Genomic DNA, 16,360 nt, shown 5'->3' on the forward strand with positions numbered 1-16,360 from the left:
TCAAACTGAATTCACCCTTCTTTATAATTGTTTCTCCTCCAATTGAAGTGTACTGTATCAAATAAATATACACTCCCGGTTGTGCTTGCAATGATCCATACATACCGTTCCAGCCTTGGGTAGCCTGATTGCTTGTGATGTTTTTTTGTTCCAAAACTTGATTGCCCCAGCGATCATATACTGCAAACAAATCGATGTGTTGGATTTCCTCACTTTGAGGATAGATCCAGTCGTTGATTTGGTCGCCATTGGGGCTGAATGCATTCGCTACAAAGACTTTTTCGGTCTCTTTTACAATCACTTTTAATGTAGTATAGTGCTCACAACCATTTTCATCAATTGCGATAATCTCATATACTACATCCTCAATTCCAGTCAGTATAATTGTGCTGTCACTCAATATCCTTATACCACTCTGAGGAATAATTTTATATTGGACGATATGATGCGGATCCACTGACTTCATCTTTAAGATCCTTGTTTTTCCTTTAATTATTTCGATCTCGATCGGAAGCCCCAATTCCAATTCTTGTGGCTCTTTCAATACGATCCACTCTTCGTATTCACATCCATTTGCATCGATCAGTTTTACACCATATTGACCTGATGAAAGTCCGCTTGCGGACATCATGCTTTGTCGTTGTCCATCGATAGACCAATAATTCAATCCGGGTTTTGTTCCAATCGTCTTGACTTCTATTTGACCAGATGATTCTCCTATACATAGTGGATCTTGGCTCAATAATTTATATTCCATAATAATGCCTGGTATGATGTTGATGTATGCTTCATTTCGGCAACCCTTTACATCGGTGAGTTGAACTTGATATTGCCCTGCTGTATTTATTTCGATCTCCTGATTTTGTTCTCCTGTCGACCATAATATTGATCCACTCCCAAGAACTTTTAATTTTAAGCTTGAGCCAAAACACAAAATACTATCGCCTGCTATTTGGATTTGAGGTTTTGCCAATTCTTTGACAAGGATGACTTCTGTAGTATCACAAGAACCTCCCAAACCCAGTATCAATCGCGTACTGCTATCACCACTATGATAGGTCATACCCTTATACTGCAGGCTATCTCCTCTGCATACTTCCAACAGTGTTTGTTTTTCATGCAATGGAATTCCTATGATCTCTATTTCAAATAAAGTGTCACAGCCAATGGTTGCACTTATTGTATCTATGATCTTTTGACCAGGATAATAGATTTTTGCTTTATAAGTATAAGATTTATTCTCACAAATTTCCTGAATTTGTTTTATGCTCTCAAACTGATTTGATTTCTTGATTTCGATGCTATCTCTATTCTTGCATCCATCTTTAGAAATCAATTCCACCCAATAACTTCCAATTTGATAAATTGTTTTTATACTGTTGGTGTCCCCATCACTCCAGAGTATTTTTTGCATTGACAGAATAGGTACTGTTAATTTTATACTGTCTCCACCACAAATCTCCTGATCCACACCAAGATCTATGGATGGTTTTTGTCCACGGGTGATGTGAATATTTGCTGTATCGACTCCGCAATATTCATCCGATACGATGTATTGATATTCTGTAAACACATCGTTTTGAGAATCAAATGCATTTGTTCCCGACTGCAATGAAGGTATCCATGTCCCTCCCAATTCAGATCCTTGGAGCAATGAACTAAACTGATCCCACTGATAGGCTGCACACAAAACTATACTGGTATCAAGTCCTGCATTTGGACGAGAACTCACAGTAAAATAACTATACACATCTACTCCGTTCTTGACTGCATTGTATCCTTTGATCCGGATTGCTCTTTGACCGGATGTCGGTTTAAGACCATTGTGAGCATACCTTACAGTCCGCAAGGCATGTACAAAAGAGGTATCAGATCTATTTAATCCTGGCAATAATACATAGGAACTGTTTCCACGCTGGATCAATTGATATCCTCCACTCAATCCACTGCCATCCAAAATCTCATAACCCACATCCTGTATCCCTTCTAGTTCAAACTCTATGCTGTCTAAGCTAAATGAAGTGTGGATATAGGTATCTTCATCGCAGATCTCAAAATTCCATTGAGCACACCGAACATCTTGATATTGATAATTGTATGGATACAGTCCACTGCTATTGTTCCGGTCCAGGTCGATCAATAAATCACATTCCGGATCGCTAGATAAAAACTCCAAAGGAGAACTGAGATTGGATACTCCGGTGACGAGTTTTTGTGTACATAAAGTATCTAATGTTATGTTATTTTTCAAATCATAATAGAAAAACAAAAAAGTATCTTTGACAACACTGCCGATTTCATTGAGCTGAATATTATACCCGGAGCATAGGGTAAGCATTGAATCACAATTTATGGGAATCGTTGAAAAATTATGAATAACATTGTTTGCAGGATATTGATCTAATATATTAAAATTTGTGTCGCATCTATTTATATGATTTGAACTTCCATAACCCATAAAATATACTTCATTTTTATTAAATGTCAAATCTGTAATCTTAGAGGTGTTATTTCTTGGAAATTCTATCAGTATTTCTCTATTTGATAAATTGTCTCCAGAAAGTCGATATAAAAAATTTTTACCTTTAGAAGGATTGTATCCTGATATATAATATCTTCCTAGATAATCAATATAATAAAAATGTAGAAACCTATCACCAGGTTCTTGATAAAAACCTACACGATGTCCGAGAGAGCATGAACTAAAATTAAATTCATAAAAACTGATTGAATCTCTTCCATTCCCTGGATAGATATAGGCCCCAATAAATCTACCATCAGGGTGAAAGGCAAACAAGTCAGGATAATTTTTAGGCCGGCAATCAATCAATTGCACACTGCAAGAAGTATCTATCTTAAAAAATTCCGTTCTCCACTTAAAGGATTGAATAAATTCCTGAGATGACACCAATTGCAGGAAGGAAAAAAAATATATAACGGTGGAAATTGCTCTCATTTCTTTAGCATTGAAACAGGGCCGGCTTTTACCGGCCCTGATCATAGAATTAATAATTAAAATGTCTTAATGACTTTGCTGGTTTTTCCATTAGATACCTTGATAAAGCTTAATAAGCCTGTATGATTGTCCTTCAGTTTTATTTCACTAATCCCTTTATCAATATATACTCTGTCTTTAAAAATCAACTGCCCGGCCAAAGTGAATCGTTCAATATCAATGGTTTGGCTACCTTCACTAAACAATTGCAATACCCCGGTAGTATTTTTATAGATAGCCTGAAACTGAACCGGAAAATAATTCAGCAAAGTAGCCCGGATTTCAGCATGGGTGAGAATACCTTCCGGCTCGATAAGTTCTATATTTTGAGTCACCTGTTGCGATAAATAATCCCTCAGATTATCAATGTCCTTTAAAGCTCTTAATCTAATCTTAAATATGGCATTTTCATGATCTGTCTTTTTTATTTTACCATCTAAAGTATACCATAAGGCCATGAAGAAATTTAATTTTTCAGCATGATTCCAGAATATTGAAAAATCAGGGTTGTTTTGAAAAGATATTACTTCAATGTTTTTATCGAGATAAAAAGGTATTTGAAAGCCTAAAAGACTTTCAGATGAAAGTATACTGAATGAAAGCTCTAATTCATCCCCGGCATCAATTCGTCTGGATGGTATTAATTCAAATAATTCAAAGAGAGACTGCCGTGTGTCCATTTTTGGATTCTTCAATGAATAGCTACCACATACCCAGCTATTTGTAGAAGCAGGAGTACCATGACTTCGAATATCGCCAACTTTTGTGGTTCTATAATCAAACCAATCCGGATGATTATTTTCATCTTCCAGATCAGATTTTGATAGTCCTCCAAAGATTATCCCACCTGGCCAGTTTTCATTGATGGTGTAATTCCAAGGATTTGCTTCCCATGTAGCACCCAGATCTTCCAATTCTTCGCGATTCCACCATTCCCAGCTTGTGCGTCCCGGATTGCTTCCATCCATAAATCCGGTGGTATTGCCGAGGATGACATCGCGGATGGAAATGATATCATAGGTATCAATTTGTTTATCACCGGTAGCATCAGCAGATACCATCATGTAGGGATCGGTGATTAAAATAGAATCTCTGATATGGTAACCGATATCAATTAGATCTGCTGTCCCAACTCCATTCACATAGTCTTCATGATCACAAACGGACCATGGATATACCCGCAAAGCATATGTGTAGTTACCGATATCATCCCAACTTCCTTCGTATATTTCGTTAGAACAACTCCCGGTAATGTATGGACTGTCATAACATACCCATTCGGAAGACTGGTTAGTGATCAACAGGCAGACATCAAACTTATGGTTGGTGACCCCAAATCCATTGGCTCTGAACAGGCTTTCCCCGACAAAGTCAATATCTGTCTGGGAATTAACCGAGGATCCGGCCATAAAAATTATAAATGTGATTAGATAGGTAGCAAATTTTATTTGCCCCCCCCTACAAAATTCGAAATTAAATTTCGTGTTCATATAAAAATGTTTAAAGGGTTAAAAAATCAGCCTGCGCTAATCAGTTTTTTGGTCTATACGAACAATTCTAATACAAATTTAATCCCAAATTTGGAAAAATCACATAATCAATAAAATATTTTTTAAAAGCTTTGCTAATTGTTTAGTTATATATTTCCTTGTAATGTATCCGTCCAACGAAGTACATCTTGCCTGGCGTGATTGTACAGACTAGCTTTGCGAAAAATTATTACCATGACAAAGCAGGAATTTAAAGCGGTGCAATCATCATTGGATCTTAGTGGACAATCGGAGAAAGAATTTATGGCAAGCAATGGCCTTGCTCTCCATCAATATTATTAATGGATGAAGAAGTATTCCGATGAGTATATTGAGAAGCAGAGCTCCGGTGTTATACAGTTGAGTGCATCTCATTCCAATGATTCTGGCATCCGTTTGGAATATCCAAATGGAGTTGTGCTGAATTTAAGAACCTATCCCGGCAACAAAGCTTTATTGGAATTGATCAATCTTGCGCAGTGATTCCATTCACAGAAAGCCGACGTTACTTTTTTTACAATGGGATAACGGACATGCGTAAGAGTTATGATGGATTGTATGGATTGATACAGCAAATCATGAGTAGCAATCCTTTGTCGGGTGATGTGTATTTATTTTACAATCGACGACGCAATCAAATCAGGATGATGGTGTATGATCGGGGAAGTCTTGTGCTGCTTAGCAAGCGATTGAGTAAAGGGACATTTGAAAAATTAAATACGGAGATAGTTGATCAAAAATATTTGGTAAGTTATACACATTTAATGTGCATAATGGATGGAATTTAGTTGAAAAGTCTGCGATACAGGATGCGTTTTTCAATTTGAAATGTGGAAAAATAAATTCGAGAAAATGTTTTGAATGCTCCGCAATAAATCAGATCTTGTATGTGTGAATGGAATATATAAATTCGACTGGACGAACACAATCGCTAAAAATCTTCCTTCACTCGATTGGGAATTCCTTGGAATTCTTCTTTTGTATTAGATATTTTGATGCTATCTTGTCAATATATGTTTACCCTGTTTTGCCAAAAAATGATCATCCATGATAAAGTTGAACCTATGTTGGATAATTTATTTTCCGTTGTTTATCAATGCACAAAGTTTCGACACCACAAAAGTTTCCTCTGAACTGGATAGTCTAATCAATGTGTCACGAAGTTTAACAGGGCAGAGTAAATTTGACAGCGCACTGGAAGTTATATTGAATGCAGAGAAGATTTGTCTTGCAACTTTTGGTGCGGAATCTGCAGAGTACGGAAGTGTGTGCTTCAATCATGGTCGTGTATTTGATTTTAAAGGAAATTTTCAGGATGCAGAGAAATGGTATCTGGAGTCCAAAGCAATCAGGGAAAGAATATTGGGGAAGGAACATCCTGACTATGCAACGAGTTTAAATAATCTTGCATATATCTATCAGGAACTTGGGGATTACTCAAAGGCAATAGATTTAAACTTAGAGGCAAAAGACATTCGTGAACGAACGATAGGTAAAAATCATCAGCACTATGCCTCCAGCTTAAACAACCTGGCTATACTTTATTTAAAAATGGGTAAACCTGCCGATGCAGAATCATATTATCTGGAAGCAAAAGACATTATCCAAAAAACCCATGGCAAGGAACATCCGGAATATGCCAATTATCTCAATAACCTTGGTGATTTGTATTCCAAAATGGGAAGGCATGAAAAAGCGGAGGCCTATTTTTTTGAATCTTTGAAAATAAAACAAAATTTATACGGGAAAAATCATCCGGCTTATGCATTTACATTAAAAAACCTATCCAATTTGTATAAACAGATGGGAGATTTCGAGAAGGCCAAACTTTATGCGATTGAATCTGTGGAAATTAACAAGGAAGTTGTCGGTGTTAATCATCCTGAATATGCCAGGAGTGTACAAACTTTAGGTGGAATCTATTTATTGATGGGCAAAATGGAAGAGGCCGAAATATATCTCCAACAGTCTCTGGATTTACATGAAAAATTATATGGCAGTATGCATGCAAAAACAGCTGGAGTGCTGACTGATTTGGCGGTATGTTACAAAGATCTTGGAAATTTCGAAAAAGCGGAGGCCTATTACCTGCAAGCCATTACCATCCTAGAAAAAGCCTTAGGTAAAGAAAACATAAGCTATGTAAATACCTTAAATAATCTGGGAGTATTGTACTGGACGATACTAAACTACAAAAAGGCGGAGCTCTTATTTCTTGAAGTAAAAGCCATTCGCAAAAAATTGTTGGGATCTGAACATCAAGATTATGCCGGTATCGTGAATAATTTGGGCGGATTGTATGCAGACATGGGGCAATTCGATGTGGCTGAACCCTTACTAATCGAATCCATGGAGATTAAAGCCAGAATTTTGGGTGAGGAACACCCATCATATACCGGGAGTATTAACAACCTGGGTGCGTTTTATTTTATGATCAGAGAAGTTGAAAAAGCCGAATCGTTTGCGATTAAAGCCGTAAATATGCGGGAGAAATTATTCGGAAAGCAAAGTCCGGAATATCTTGAGTCTCTGAATCTCCTTGCAAAATTGTATGAATACCAGAAAAAATATTCAGAATCTTCCAAACTTCTGGAAGCGTATTTTGCACTAAAGCAAACCTCTCTATCTCAATCTACTTCATTTTTATCGGAACAGGAACTCGGTTATTATTCCATGATCTATCAAGAGAAATTGGATGAATTATCCGCATACCTCTATCATAGATGGAGTAAGATGCAACAAACAGAAAATTTATCTGCCCTTGTTTACGACCAAATGCTATTTCATAAAGGATTTATCATGACTTCTGCATTGCGCTTGAATACCTTGGCAAATCATCTAGGGAAGTCTTCTCAGAACTACCAACAATACAAAATGTTTCGGCTCCAGCTTGCAAGGGAATACACCAAACCGATAGCAGAACGAAGTCGCATAAACGAACTGGAAGAAAAGGCAAACACTGCAGAAAAACAACTTGCGAAAGAAATAGATGGATATACCAAAATGAAGCAAGCTATACATTGGAATCAGATTCAGGGGATCTTACAAAAAAATGAAGCTGCCATTGAGTTTATTAATTTTCCATATGACGATCAAGATACTAAGGATCATACCCAATATGCTGCAATACTTGTAAAACCTGAATTGAAAACACCCGTTTTTATTCCGCTATTTGAAGAGAAATCATTGGATAGCATACTGAGGAGTAAAAATGTAAGGAGACTGGAATATGTAAATGAACTCTATTCCTTGACACAAAGGGGTGTAAACCCAATCGGTCTTAAACAAAGTAGTCTTACCGAATTGATTTATAAACCTTTGGAAAGTCATTTAGAAAATGTTCAAAAAGTGTATTATTCCTTATCGGGATTATTACATCAAATTAATTTGGATGCCATTCCAATCAGCTCAACGGAATCTTGGGCAGATAGAATGAAATTGGTAAATCTTCTGAGCACTCGTCAGCTGGTGATTAACGATTATCAGGATTTTACCACCAGGACTGCCACTGTGTATGGGGGGATATACTATGATTCGGACACTACAATGCAGGCGGTTAAGGAAATAAAGGGAAGTGAGTTGAAACAAACCCTTTCATTCCACCAGTCTGATGTAAAATCAAGAGGGCTACATTGGAATTATTTACCGGGAACGGAGCAGGAGATTAATTCAATCCAATCCATTTTGTCAAAGGCTGGTTATAAAATGGATGTATATAAAGCCCATCAAGCAACCGAAGAATCTTTTAAGAATATCGGTGTAAAGGAAAAATCTCCCCAAATTATTCATTTAGCCACTCATGGTTATTTTTTTGAAGACCAAAAAGAAAACTTTTCAGAACGATTTTCGAAAGAAGACCTACTGAGACAGGCTAAGCAACCCATGCTACGTTCAGGATTAATACTCTCCGGTGGAAATACCGGCTGGATGGGTAAAGAATTGCCCGATAGCAAAGAGGATGGAATCCTTACTGCCTACGAAATCAGCCAGATGAATTTATCAAATACTGAATTAGTAGTCCTCTCTGCATGTGAAACAGGCCTCGGCAACATACAAGGAAATGAAGGGGTGTATGGATTACAACGTGCATTTAAAATTGCAGGTGCAAAATACCTGATCATGAGTTTATGGCAGGTGCCCGATAAACAAACTTCGATGCTGATGATTACATTCTATAAAAAATGGCTCGAAGCCGAAAGTTCGCCAACCGGCGAAAAGAAGATGAGCATTCCGGATGCTTTTCATGCAGCCCAAAAGGAATTGCGGGATTTAGGATTCGATCCATATCAGTGGGCAGGATTTGTATTAATTGAATAATCACACACTCACACACACACTCACACACACACACTCACACACACACACACACTCACACACACACTCATGCTGGATTCGGGCAGGATTTGTTTTGATAGAATAGACTTCACGTTAGCCAAAAAATCAAACTCGGCGGAGCTCGCTTGCCCCATCAGTACTGATGGGGTCGGTTCGCTGACGATTTACATGAAGATTAATTTAAGACCAATTTTGAGGCTCCTTATTAAATCCGCAGTTGTTAAAAAAGGAATCAAATTCCATTATTTACTTTTCTCAATCATTTTCAACAATTGATCCACTTTTTGTTCAAGTGTCTGAATTCTGTTTTCCTGTTCCTGAATAGCTTTAATCGCAAGAACGCTTAAAGCACTATAATCCAACATATAAATATCTTCACCTGTTTTGTCATTCATTGATTTACTAACAGCCTGCGGAAAAATTTTATACACCTGCTGTGCCAAAAGTCCTATGTTTTCCTTCTCTCTGGATTCATCGTGTATATAATTATAGGATACAGGTTCCAGGTTCATTATTGATGGAAGTACTGTATTCAGAGACTTTACATTCTCTTTTTCGCGCATATCGCTTAATTGAGTATAAGCCCCAGAAGTGTGATCAAATTTGCCAAGATTACTTCCGTTGTAGTACAGATTTAAATCGCCATTTTGGCTGTGGTAAATTTCCCAACTCTCCGTTTGACCTGCACGGTTGATCCCAATGCCAAATGATCCTGGTTGTGATATATAAAGTGGAAATGAATTTGCCTGCGGAGCATTAACATCACCTGCCAATATTTTGTCGCTGTACAATACACCCCATCCTGCATTATTCACTAACATTCCTGCCTGTGCATTGCCGGAATGGTCAAATACAGTTACTGCCCCGGTATTTTCGTTTCCAGTCTCCCAATTAGGGCCAATTTTCACATTAACGTTTTCATTTTGTCCGTAGGTTTCGATAATACCCGTTTTATCATTAAATAAGTCCCTTCCGATGAAACTTATCGGATTGCCATTCAAAGGATTCACAATAAAGTAACCAAACTGGCTTGAATAGCTTACCAGTTCTCCTGTACTCCACCGTACCTGATATTCACCGTCAACAAACATTTCGCCATATCCCAATTCATTTACTTCCATTCCGGCACATGGTAAACTTAAATCATCCAATACTCCAATACCCCCATAATCAACATTGCTATGATGAACCGGGGTGCCTATATATGTATTGAGTGAGTTTTCTCCATAAGTGTTGATAATTCCATAGTCCTTAAATCCGCCACAAAAGATTCTGTGTTCGTCTCCATAATTCAATTCAAAATATCCCGACCTCAGTTCATCCTGGTGAAAATTTACATAAGGAAATCCCTGGTCAAATAGCTGCAAGGTGCCGGATTTAGCAGGTAAATCACTCTGACCGAGATAGACGGTTTGAAAATTTACCTGATTGTGCATTTGCAATGCATTTCCATTGATTGCCAACCTTTCAATAGCCTGAGGTAAACCAACGTCTTCTTTCTGATACAATCCCTGAGGGCCAAATTCCATTTTTCTGTATCCATCGGTACTCTCCATACCAAACGCATTATTCTTAGAACTGTTTGGACCAAATTCTATTTCGAGTTGGTAATCCTTCAAAGTAGCTTTGCTGTCAAATAACAAACCCACGCCTTTTGAAAATAGTTGAAGGCTGTCAATGGATAATAAACTTGATTTATTCAGATTTTGCTCTTCTCCATCAGCGAAATACAGGATGCCGTTATGCAATGAAGTACTCAAATTTGAAGGGTCATTTAAATGCAATCGCTCCGGAGAAATGAGTATGTTTTTTTGATTTTCCGTCATGTAACTTCCGTTGGAAAACATGTGGTGTTCTGCAGTCTGACTTTTTAATACATGGCTAAAATCACTGATCGTTGTAAAGTAACCGGAATTGGGCTTAGCGATGTGAAGACTATCCAGGCTCAGTTGAGAAAGCACATTTGAACCTGAAGCATTGAATTTTAACCGATTTGAAAACAGCTCAGAAAATGTACCGTTTCCATTGACATTATCAGCAAGAATTCCGGATGGAGTAATATTTACTCTGGATGGCTGATTATGTCCAACATGCAAGGATGTGCCGACGGTTTGTGATTCTGTAAACACCGTTCCTGCCAAATAGCTTAATCCATTATTGACTTCCTTCGTCCATGGCGAAGCCAAAGGTTTCAAATCGACCATATTGCCATCTTCAATACTTAAAATGGAACCGTTGAGTTGCAAAAGTTGGTCATCGCTTCCCAAAGTGCCGTTTCCTTTTAAAACACTCAGATCGACTGAATTCATACCTGAAATACTCAATACTTTGCTGGTCGTATCAAATACCAAAAACTGCATTTCATTGGCAGGATCCGCATCTGCATCATCATTGTTCTCAACGGTTGTTGCATGCAGTGCAAAAGGTACTGAAACCAAAGGACTACTGCCAACCTGAACATATTGACTACCTCCAAGAACATCCATTCCAACCAACAACGAATATTTTTGTTTGCTCCAATCGAGTGTTGTGAGGCTTCCCAAAGATTGGTTGCCTTCTCCGATACGCAAATTAAAAACTCCTGTTGAAGAAGTTTGAACTTGGTGCGTTTCCCTGAACACAACATTGCCGGGATTCCCCCCACTGAATAGTTCAAATTGCAAACCGATCGTCTTGTTGGCAATAATGTTGTTGTTGAGATCTCTTGCCACCCCCTGGTAATTAAATGAGTATGGCGCTTGCGCACTGCTTGTTGAAACAGTGATTAATAGAAATAAAATAAAATTAATGTACCGCATTTTATTAAATTTTAGTGAGTTTACTTGAATATATTAATTTCTGATTGGAATTAATCGCAATGATGTACACCCCTGGTGTAAATTCTGAAACATCAATCTGTCTATTTCCAGAGGTAATGCTTCCGGATAAAACCCGATTTCCCAGCATATCTGTAAAACTGATTTGCATCGCCTCGTTACAATCTTTACATTCCAAAATAATGGAGTTCATAGCTGGATTAGGATATATTTGAATATTAAACTTCCCTTCCGAGTATACCGAAGTGATGATTATATACTGATTATGAAATCCTTGTTGAACGACAGGCGTGGCACCTATCTGTTCAACTGCCAGTTCACCAAGCGTAAAAGCATGTAAATTATTATCGGCCGCATTTCCCAATACATAGGATGAAATACTTTGGGAGGAAAGACATTGTTTATTCGTAAAAAAGATGATCAAGCTCAAATAGATTATTTTCATTTATTAAAATTTTCACAAAGATTGCGGTTATGAAGATTCCATAAAATTCGAATTAGAATTTGGCAGAAATGAATGAGGAATTGATCAAACCGCTTCTAAAAAGGCAGTCATCCAAAATCTGCATAAGTCATAAAGAACTCATTCATATATACTACTTCAAGGAGTTCATACAACTTCTGAAATAAGCTCGTTTTGGCCAAATTCTCACTGAATATGATCCGGCGCTCATTACAGCGCATTTTGATGGCCGCGTATATTTATATTTGTCAGCTTGAAAGCACACTGGTTAATATTATTATACTCCCTGTTTTCCCAGCTTGGGTCGGGGCAAATGCTACCCTATAAGGTTTATACAAAAGAGGATGGGCTGATCAACAACTTTGTTTCTTCAGTTTTAGAGGATCACGATGGCTTCCTTTGGTTGGGCACCGAAGATGGTATAGCCAGATTTGACGGAAACAGATTTGTAAATTATAAAGCAAACGATGGTGTATTTGGTCTGACTAATAAAATATTTCGTGTATTAATGGCAGAAGCTAACGGAAACTTATGGGTCAGCAATTATTACAACAGTCTTTTCCTGATCAACACCCGCAACAAAAAGCTGATCAAACATTACGTTATAGAAACTAGTTTCGGAAATGAAGTTTCCCTGATGTTCCAGGACAAGAACAAAAATTACTGGTTAGGTATTCAGGGGGTAGGTTTGTGTTCTTTTCAACCCGATTCTTCAAAATTTAACTTTATCCCTACATTCACGGATGAAAGTGAATTGGCCGCTGAAAACAGATTCCAATTATACTTTAGCAACAGTTTTTTCCCGGACTCCGACAGTTCAAATATATATTGGATTCCAACTCTTTGTGGCTTACTAAGGCTGGATGCCTCCCGTAAATTTTGCAGTTACACATTTAATAAAAAAGATCAATTGGCATTTTCGGGAAGACATTCAATTTCTTTAAATAACAATATTTATTCGGGTTCCTGGAGTGATGGAGTAATTATGGTCAACTCTTCGCGCGACACGCTATTTAAATTTAAACCGGCCAATGAAAAAATCTTTGCAGTGTCTACTTTAGCTGATCTGGGTGACTCAAAAAATATTATCATGCAAACCCAGAATGGGTTAGCCCTCTTTAATTCATTAGACAAGAAATTTAATTACATTGAAAATCTACAACATTTTAAATATGGACAAAGATTATTCAAATCCTCAAATGGATTAATCTGGATGGCAAGTTGGGGCGAAGGCTTAATAAAAATCCAACCGAAAGCTTTCTTGAAGGGTCAGACCAAAGTAAACAAAGAAATTCGCTTTTTAGAAGTTATTGGGAATCAAATTCACGCAATTACTTCCAGGCAAAATTACCTGGTGCTGGATCATGAATTAAATGCAGTCACCACTTTAAAAATACCTTTGTCCCGCAAGGACGATAAAATAATTAAAATTATAAAAGATCAACAGGGAAGGACTATCCTGTTAAGTTATTACGATATATTCAGGTTAGATCCGTATCATAAAACAATAAAGTCACTCAAAACTAACAACTGGAAACAAGTTATTATTGAATCCAACTATTTTTGGGACATTGAGACAAAGGAGTCTGATGATGAAATTTATTACATAGCTACACAAAACGGTGGGATCCTTGTAATGGATTCGCGCAGCCAACAAACCAGGTGGTTCAGAAATGAACCACAGAATCCTCACTCCATTAAAGTACATTATTCCATAGGCTTTCTATCAAAAGACCAAAAGGGAAATCTGTGGGGAAGCGGTTGGGGAATATTTTGCATGGACAAAAACGAACGCTTTATAAATCTCGATCCGATTTTAAAACAGAACTCAGATCTGGTAAGATTCAGTGCACAACCGCTTTGTGCCTTTGGTGAAGACCAAATGATTACTATTTCTGATGTTGGGGCCTGGTATTCATTAAAGAAAGAAAATGACAACATAATAGTCTCTTCTCTTAATGACAATAATAAAGTTACATCACATACATATCGAAAACTCCGTTACGATCATTTCGCAGAATCTGTTTTTGCATTCGGTGAATCTGGCCTCATGAGGTTAAAGCTGAAAGATTCCAGCATACTTAAATATGACCTTCATAGCGGTTTTATTAAAGTATATGATATGCAACGTATGGACAGTTCAAAATTATTATTGGCAACTGATGCAGGACTGATTCTGTGGGATGAATCTGATCTTGAAAATGAGGCGCCGGAAAGTGGAAAAATATACATTGAAAATTTTCGTGTATTTGACCAACCCATCGAACAAAATATAAATGAAGTTAACAAGATTCTACTTTCATATTCACAAAATTTCTTTTCGGTGGAGTTTGGGATTCAAAATTATTTTAGTGAAGATGCACATGAGTTTGAATATAAACTTGCAGGAGTTGACGATGATTGGGTAGCTGCAGGGCTTCGCAATTATGCTGGTTATACAAATATCGGAGGAGGTAATTTTATTTTTTCCCTCCGGAGTAAAAATGCACCGGGTATCATTAATTTTAATGAAATTGTGGTCTCCACCCCATTTTGGAAACAGCTTTGGTTTTTGTGCTTGATCGTCTTAGTCATTGGCTTTGCTATATATACATGGAATAGAAGCCGGATTCTAAGAATAAAAAAAGAAGCAGCTAAGGACGCTGATTTTCATAAAAAAATTGCGGAAGTTGAGATGAAAGCGCTTCGTTCGCAAATGAATCCACATTTCCTGTTTAATTCACTCAATGCAATTAAATATTATGTTGTAAAAAAGGATCCGGATAAAGCAGCAGATTATCTAACAAGTTTTTCCAAATTGATACGAATGATCCTAAACAATTCAAATCAGAAATTAATTTCCCTCAAAGATGAAATGTCAGCTGTCCAATTATATATCCATATTGAAAATCTGCGATTCGATCATGGATTTGATTATAACATCAGTATAGATCAAAATATTGACACCGAAAAAACTATGGTACCACCCCTGCTTTTCCAGCCTTACATAGAAAATGCGATCTGGCATGGGCTCATGCATAAGACCGATGGACTACCAAGACTTGAAATTGCCCTGGTATCAATACCGAATGGAATTGAATGCACCATTACAGATAATGGGATCGGAAGGCAAAGGGCTGCTGAAGTTAAGAGTAAAACTGCTGATAAAAATAAATCATGGGGTATGACCATAACCAAAAGCCGGATGACCTACAGCGAAATAACATCAGATCTTGCTTATGAAGAAAAAGTCATTGATCTTTACGATAGTAAAAACGTTCCCAATGGGACCAAAGTGATCATTTCAATCCATAAAAAATGGTAACTGGAATAAATGCCATCATCATCGACGACGAAAAATTTTGTTGTGAAATGTTGCAATATGAATTGGACCTAAACTGCCCGGAAGTAAGAATTATAGATATTTGCAACAGCGGGAAAGAAGGCATTCTGTCTATTAGAAAAAATCAACCAGATCTGGTATTTTTAGATATTGAAATGCCATACATGAATGGTTTTGAAATGCTTAAACATCTCGATACTGATTCTTTCCAAACCATTTTCACTACAGCTTATGATCAATTCGCCCTGGATGCTATAAAAGTAAATGCATTGGATTATCTGCTCAAACCGGTAAGTGGAGATGATTTAAGCACTGCCATTGCTAAAATTAAATCAAGAATGATGGCCAATACTACCATGCACGGCTTGAAAAAAATGTTGAATGAAATGGTCGGTAACGTGACTGTGGAAAAGAAAATTGCCTTGCCAACTTCCGAAGGAGTTGAAATGGTGAAACATAATCAAATTCTTTACATTGCTGCAGACAACAACTATACCATCTTCAACTTGGCCGACGGAAGGAAAATAATGCTTTCAAAGCATATGAAATACATCGAGGATTTGTTATCCCCATATATGCAATTCTTCCGTATTCACCAATCATATCTCATCAATATCAATTATATTGAAAAATATCATAAAGGAAGTGGTGGTACCGTAATTATGGCTGATCAATCGGAATTACCCGTGAGTAAAAATAAAAAAGATGATTTATTATTGATGTTAGGGATTTGAATGTTCTTACTCCTTTGCATCCTGCTTTAATCATCGACTAAATACCAATCACATCCACCCCACTCCAGACGTTGTCAGATGAACAAGAGTTTTCAAATAAAACGAACTGTACTGATTTGCTTATTATTTATTGGACGTAGCCTGACTACTTATTTAAAAAGCCAGG

At 37.2% G+C, this 16,360-nt stretch carries 9 protein-coding genes (1 of these 9 running past the window's edge); 5 read left to right on the forward strand and 4 right to left on the reverse strand.

Features of this window, described 5'->3' with window-relative positions:
* Positions 1-2,338 carry the 5' portion of a gliding motility-associated C-terminal domain-containing protein gene (locus tag IPM34_12590; GenBank protein ID MBK8956372.1) on the reverse strand. Its footprint begins 8 nt before the window's first position, so only the first 2,338 of its 2,346 coding nucleotides appear in the window; it begins with the start codon at positions 2,336-2,338; the stop codon falls past the left edge of the window.
* Between the two features lie 674 nt (positions 2,339-3,012).
* Positions 3,013-4,404 carry a hypothetical protein gene (locus IPM34_12595; protein ID MBK8956373.1) on the reverse strand — a complete coding sequence of 464 codons (1,392 nt, stop codon included), beginning with the start codon at positions 4,402-4,404 and terminating at the stop codon, positions 3,013-3,015.
* 426 nt (positions 4,405-4,830) lie between these two features.
* On the opposite strand from IPM34_12595, the gene IPM34_12600 reads away from it, so the two are divergent.
* The 3 genes from IPM34_12600 (at position 4,831) to IPM34_12610 (ending at position 8,841) form a co-directional block, all read left to right on the forward strand.
* The gene (locus IPM34_12600) at positions 4,831-5,007 is read left to right on the forward strand and encodes a hypothetical protein (GenBank protein ID MBK8956374.1); all 177 of its coding nucleotides are present in this window, start codon (positions 4,831-4,833) and stop codon (positions 5,005-5,007) included.
* The gene (tnpB, locus tag IPM34_12605; GenBank protein MBK8956375.1) at positions 5,004-5,312 is read left to right on the forward strand and encodes an IS66 family insertion sequence element accessory protein TnpB; all 309 of its coding nucleotides are present in this window, start codon (positions 5,004-5,006) and stop codon (positions 5,310-5,312) included. Before IPM34_12600 ends, tnpB begins: the two co-directional genes overlap by 4 nt.
* 259 nt (positions 5,313-5,571) lie before the next feature.
* Positions 5,572-8,841 carry a tetratricopeptide repeat protein gene (locus IPM34_12610; GenBank protein MBK8956376.1) on the forward strand — a complete coding sequence of 1,090 codons (3,270 nt, stop codon included), beginning with the start codon at positions 5,572-5,574 and terminating at the stop codon, positions 8,839-8,841.
* A 260-nt stretch (positions 8,842-9,101) separates the two neighbouring features.
* Here IPM34_12610 and IPM34_12615 read toward each other — a convergent pair whose 3' ends face one another.
* Both IPM34_12615 and IPM34_12620 read right to left on the reverse strand, forming a co-directional pair.
* Positions 9,102-11,657, reverse strand: coding sequence for a tail fiber domain-containing protein (locus tag IPM34_12615; protein ID MBK8956377.1), 2,556 nt, complete (start codon positions 11,655-11,657; stop codon positions 9,102-9,104).
* Between the two features lie 4 nt (positions 11,658-11,661).
* The gene (locus tag IPM34_12620) at positions 11,662-12,120 is read right to left on the reverse strand and encodes a T9SS type A sorting domain-containing protein (protein ID MBK8956378.1); all 459 of its coding nucleotides are present in this window, start codon (positions 12,118-12,120) and stop codon (positions 11,662-11,664) included.
* Between the two features lie 271 nt (positions 12,121-12,391).
* Here IPM34_12620 and IPM34_12625 point away from each other — a divergent pair, with 271 nt between their 5' ends.
* Both IPM34_12625 and IPM34_12630 read left to right on the forward strand, forming a co-directional pair.
* The gene (locus tag IPM34_12625) at positions 12,392-15,442 is read left to right on the forward strand and encodes a histidine kinase (GenBank protein MBK8956379.1); all 3,051 of its coding nucleotides are present in this window, start codon (positions 12,392-12,394) and stop codon (positions 15,440-15,442) included.
* Positions 15,436-16,194 (forward strand): response regulator transcription factor, encoded by a 759-nt coding sequence (locus tag IPM34_12630; protein ID MBK8956380.1) that lies wholly within the window; start codon positions 15,436-15,438, stop codon positions 16,192-16,194. The genes IPM34_12625 and IPM34_12630 overlap by 7 nt, the downstream gene beginning before the upstream one ends.
* Positions 16,195-16,360 lie beyond the last annotated feature (166 nt).

Source organism: Saprospiraceae bacterium (genome assembly GCA_016716185.1).
In the GTDB taxonomy this organism is placed as follows: Bacteria; Bacteroidota; Bacteroidia; order Chitinophagales; family Saprospiraceae; genus Vicinibacter.

Excerpts from the sequence above, each read along its gene's own strand:
- IPM34_12600 (MBK8956374.1), top strand. The coding sequence starts at position 4,831 with ATGAAGAAGTATTCCGATGAGTATATTGAGAAGCAGAGCTCCGGTGTT.
- IPM34_12630 (MBK8956380.1), top strand. The coding sequence starts at position 15,436 with ATGGTAACTGGAATAAATGCCATCATCATCGACGACGAAAAATTTTGT.
- IPM34_12615 (MBK8956377.1), bottom strand. The coding sequence starts at position 11,657 with ATGCGGTACATTAATTTTATTTTATTTCTATTAATCACTGTTTCAACA.
- IPM34_12595 (MBK8956373.1), bottom strand. The coding sequence starts at position 4,404 with ATGGCCGGATCCTCGGTTAATTCCCAGACAGATATTGACTTTGTCGGG.
- IPM34_12620 (MBK8956378.1), bottom strand. The coding sequence starts at position 12,120 with ATGAAAATAATCTATTTGAGCTTGATCATCTTTTTTACGAATAAACAA.
- IPM34_12610 (MBK8956376.1), top strand. The coding sequence starts at position 5,572 with ATGATAAAGTTGAACCTATGTTGGATAATTTATTTTCCGTTGTTTATC.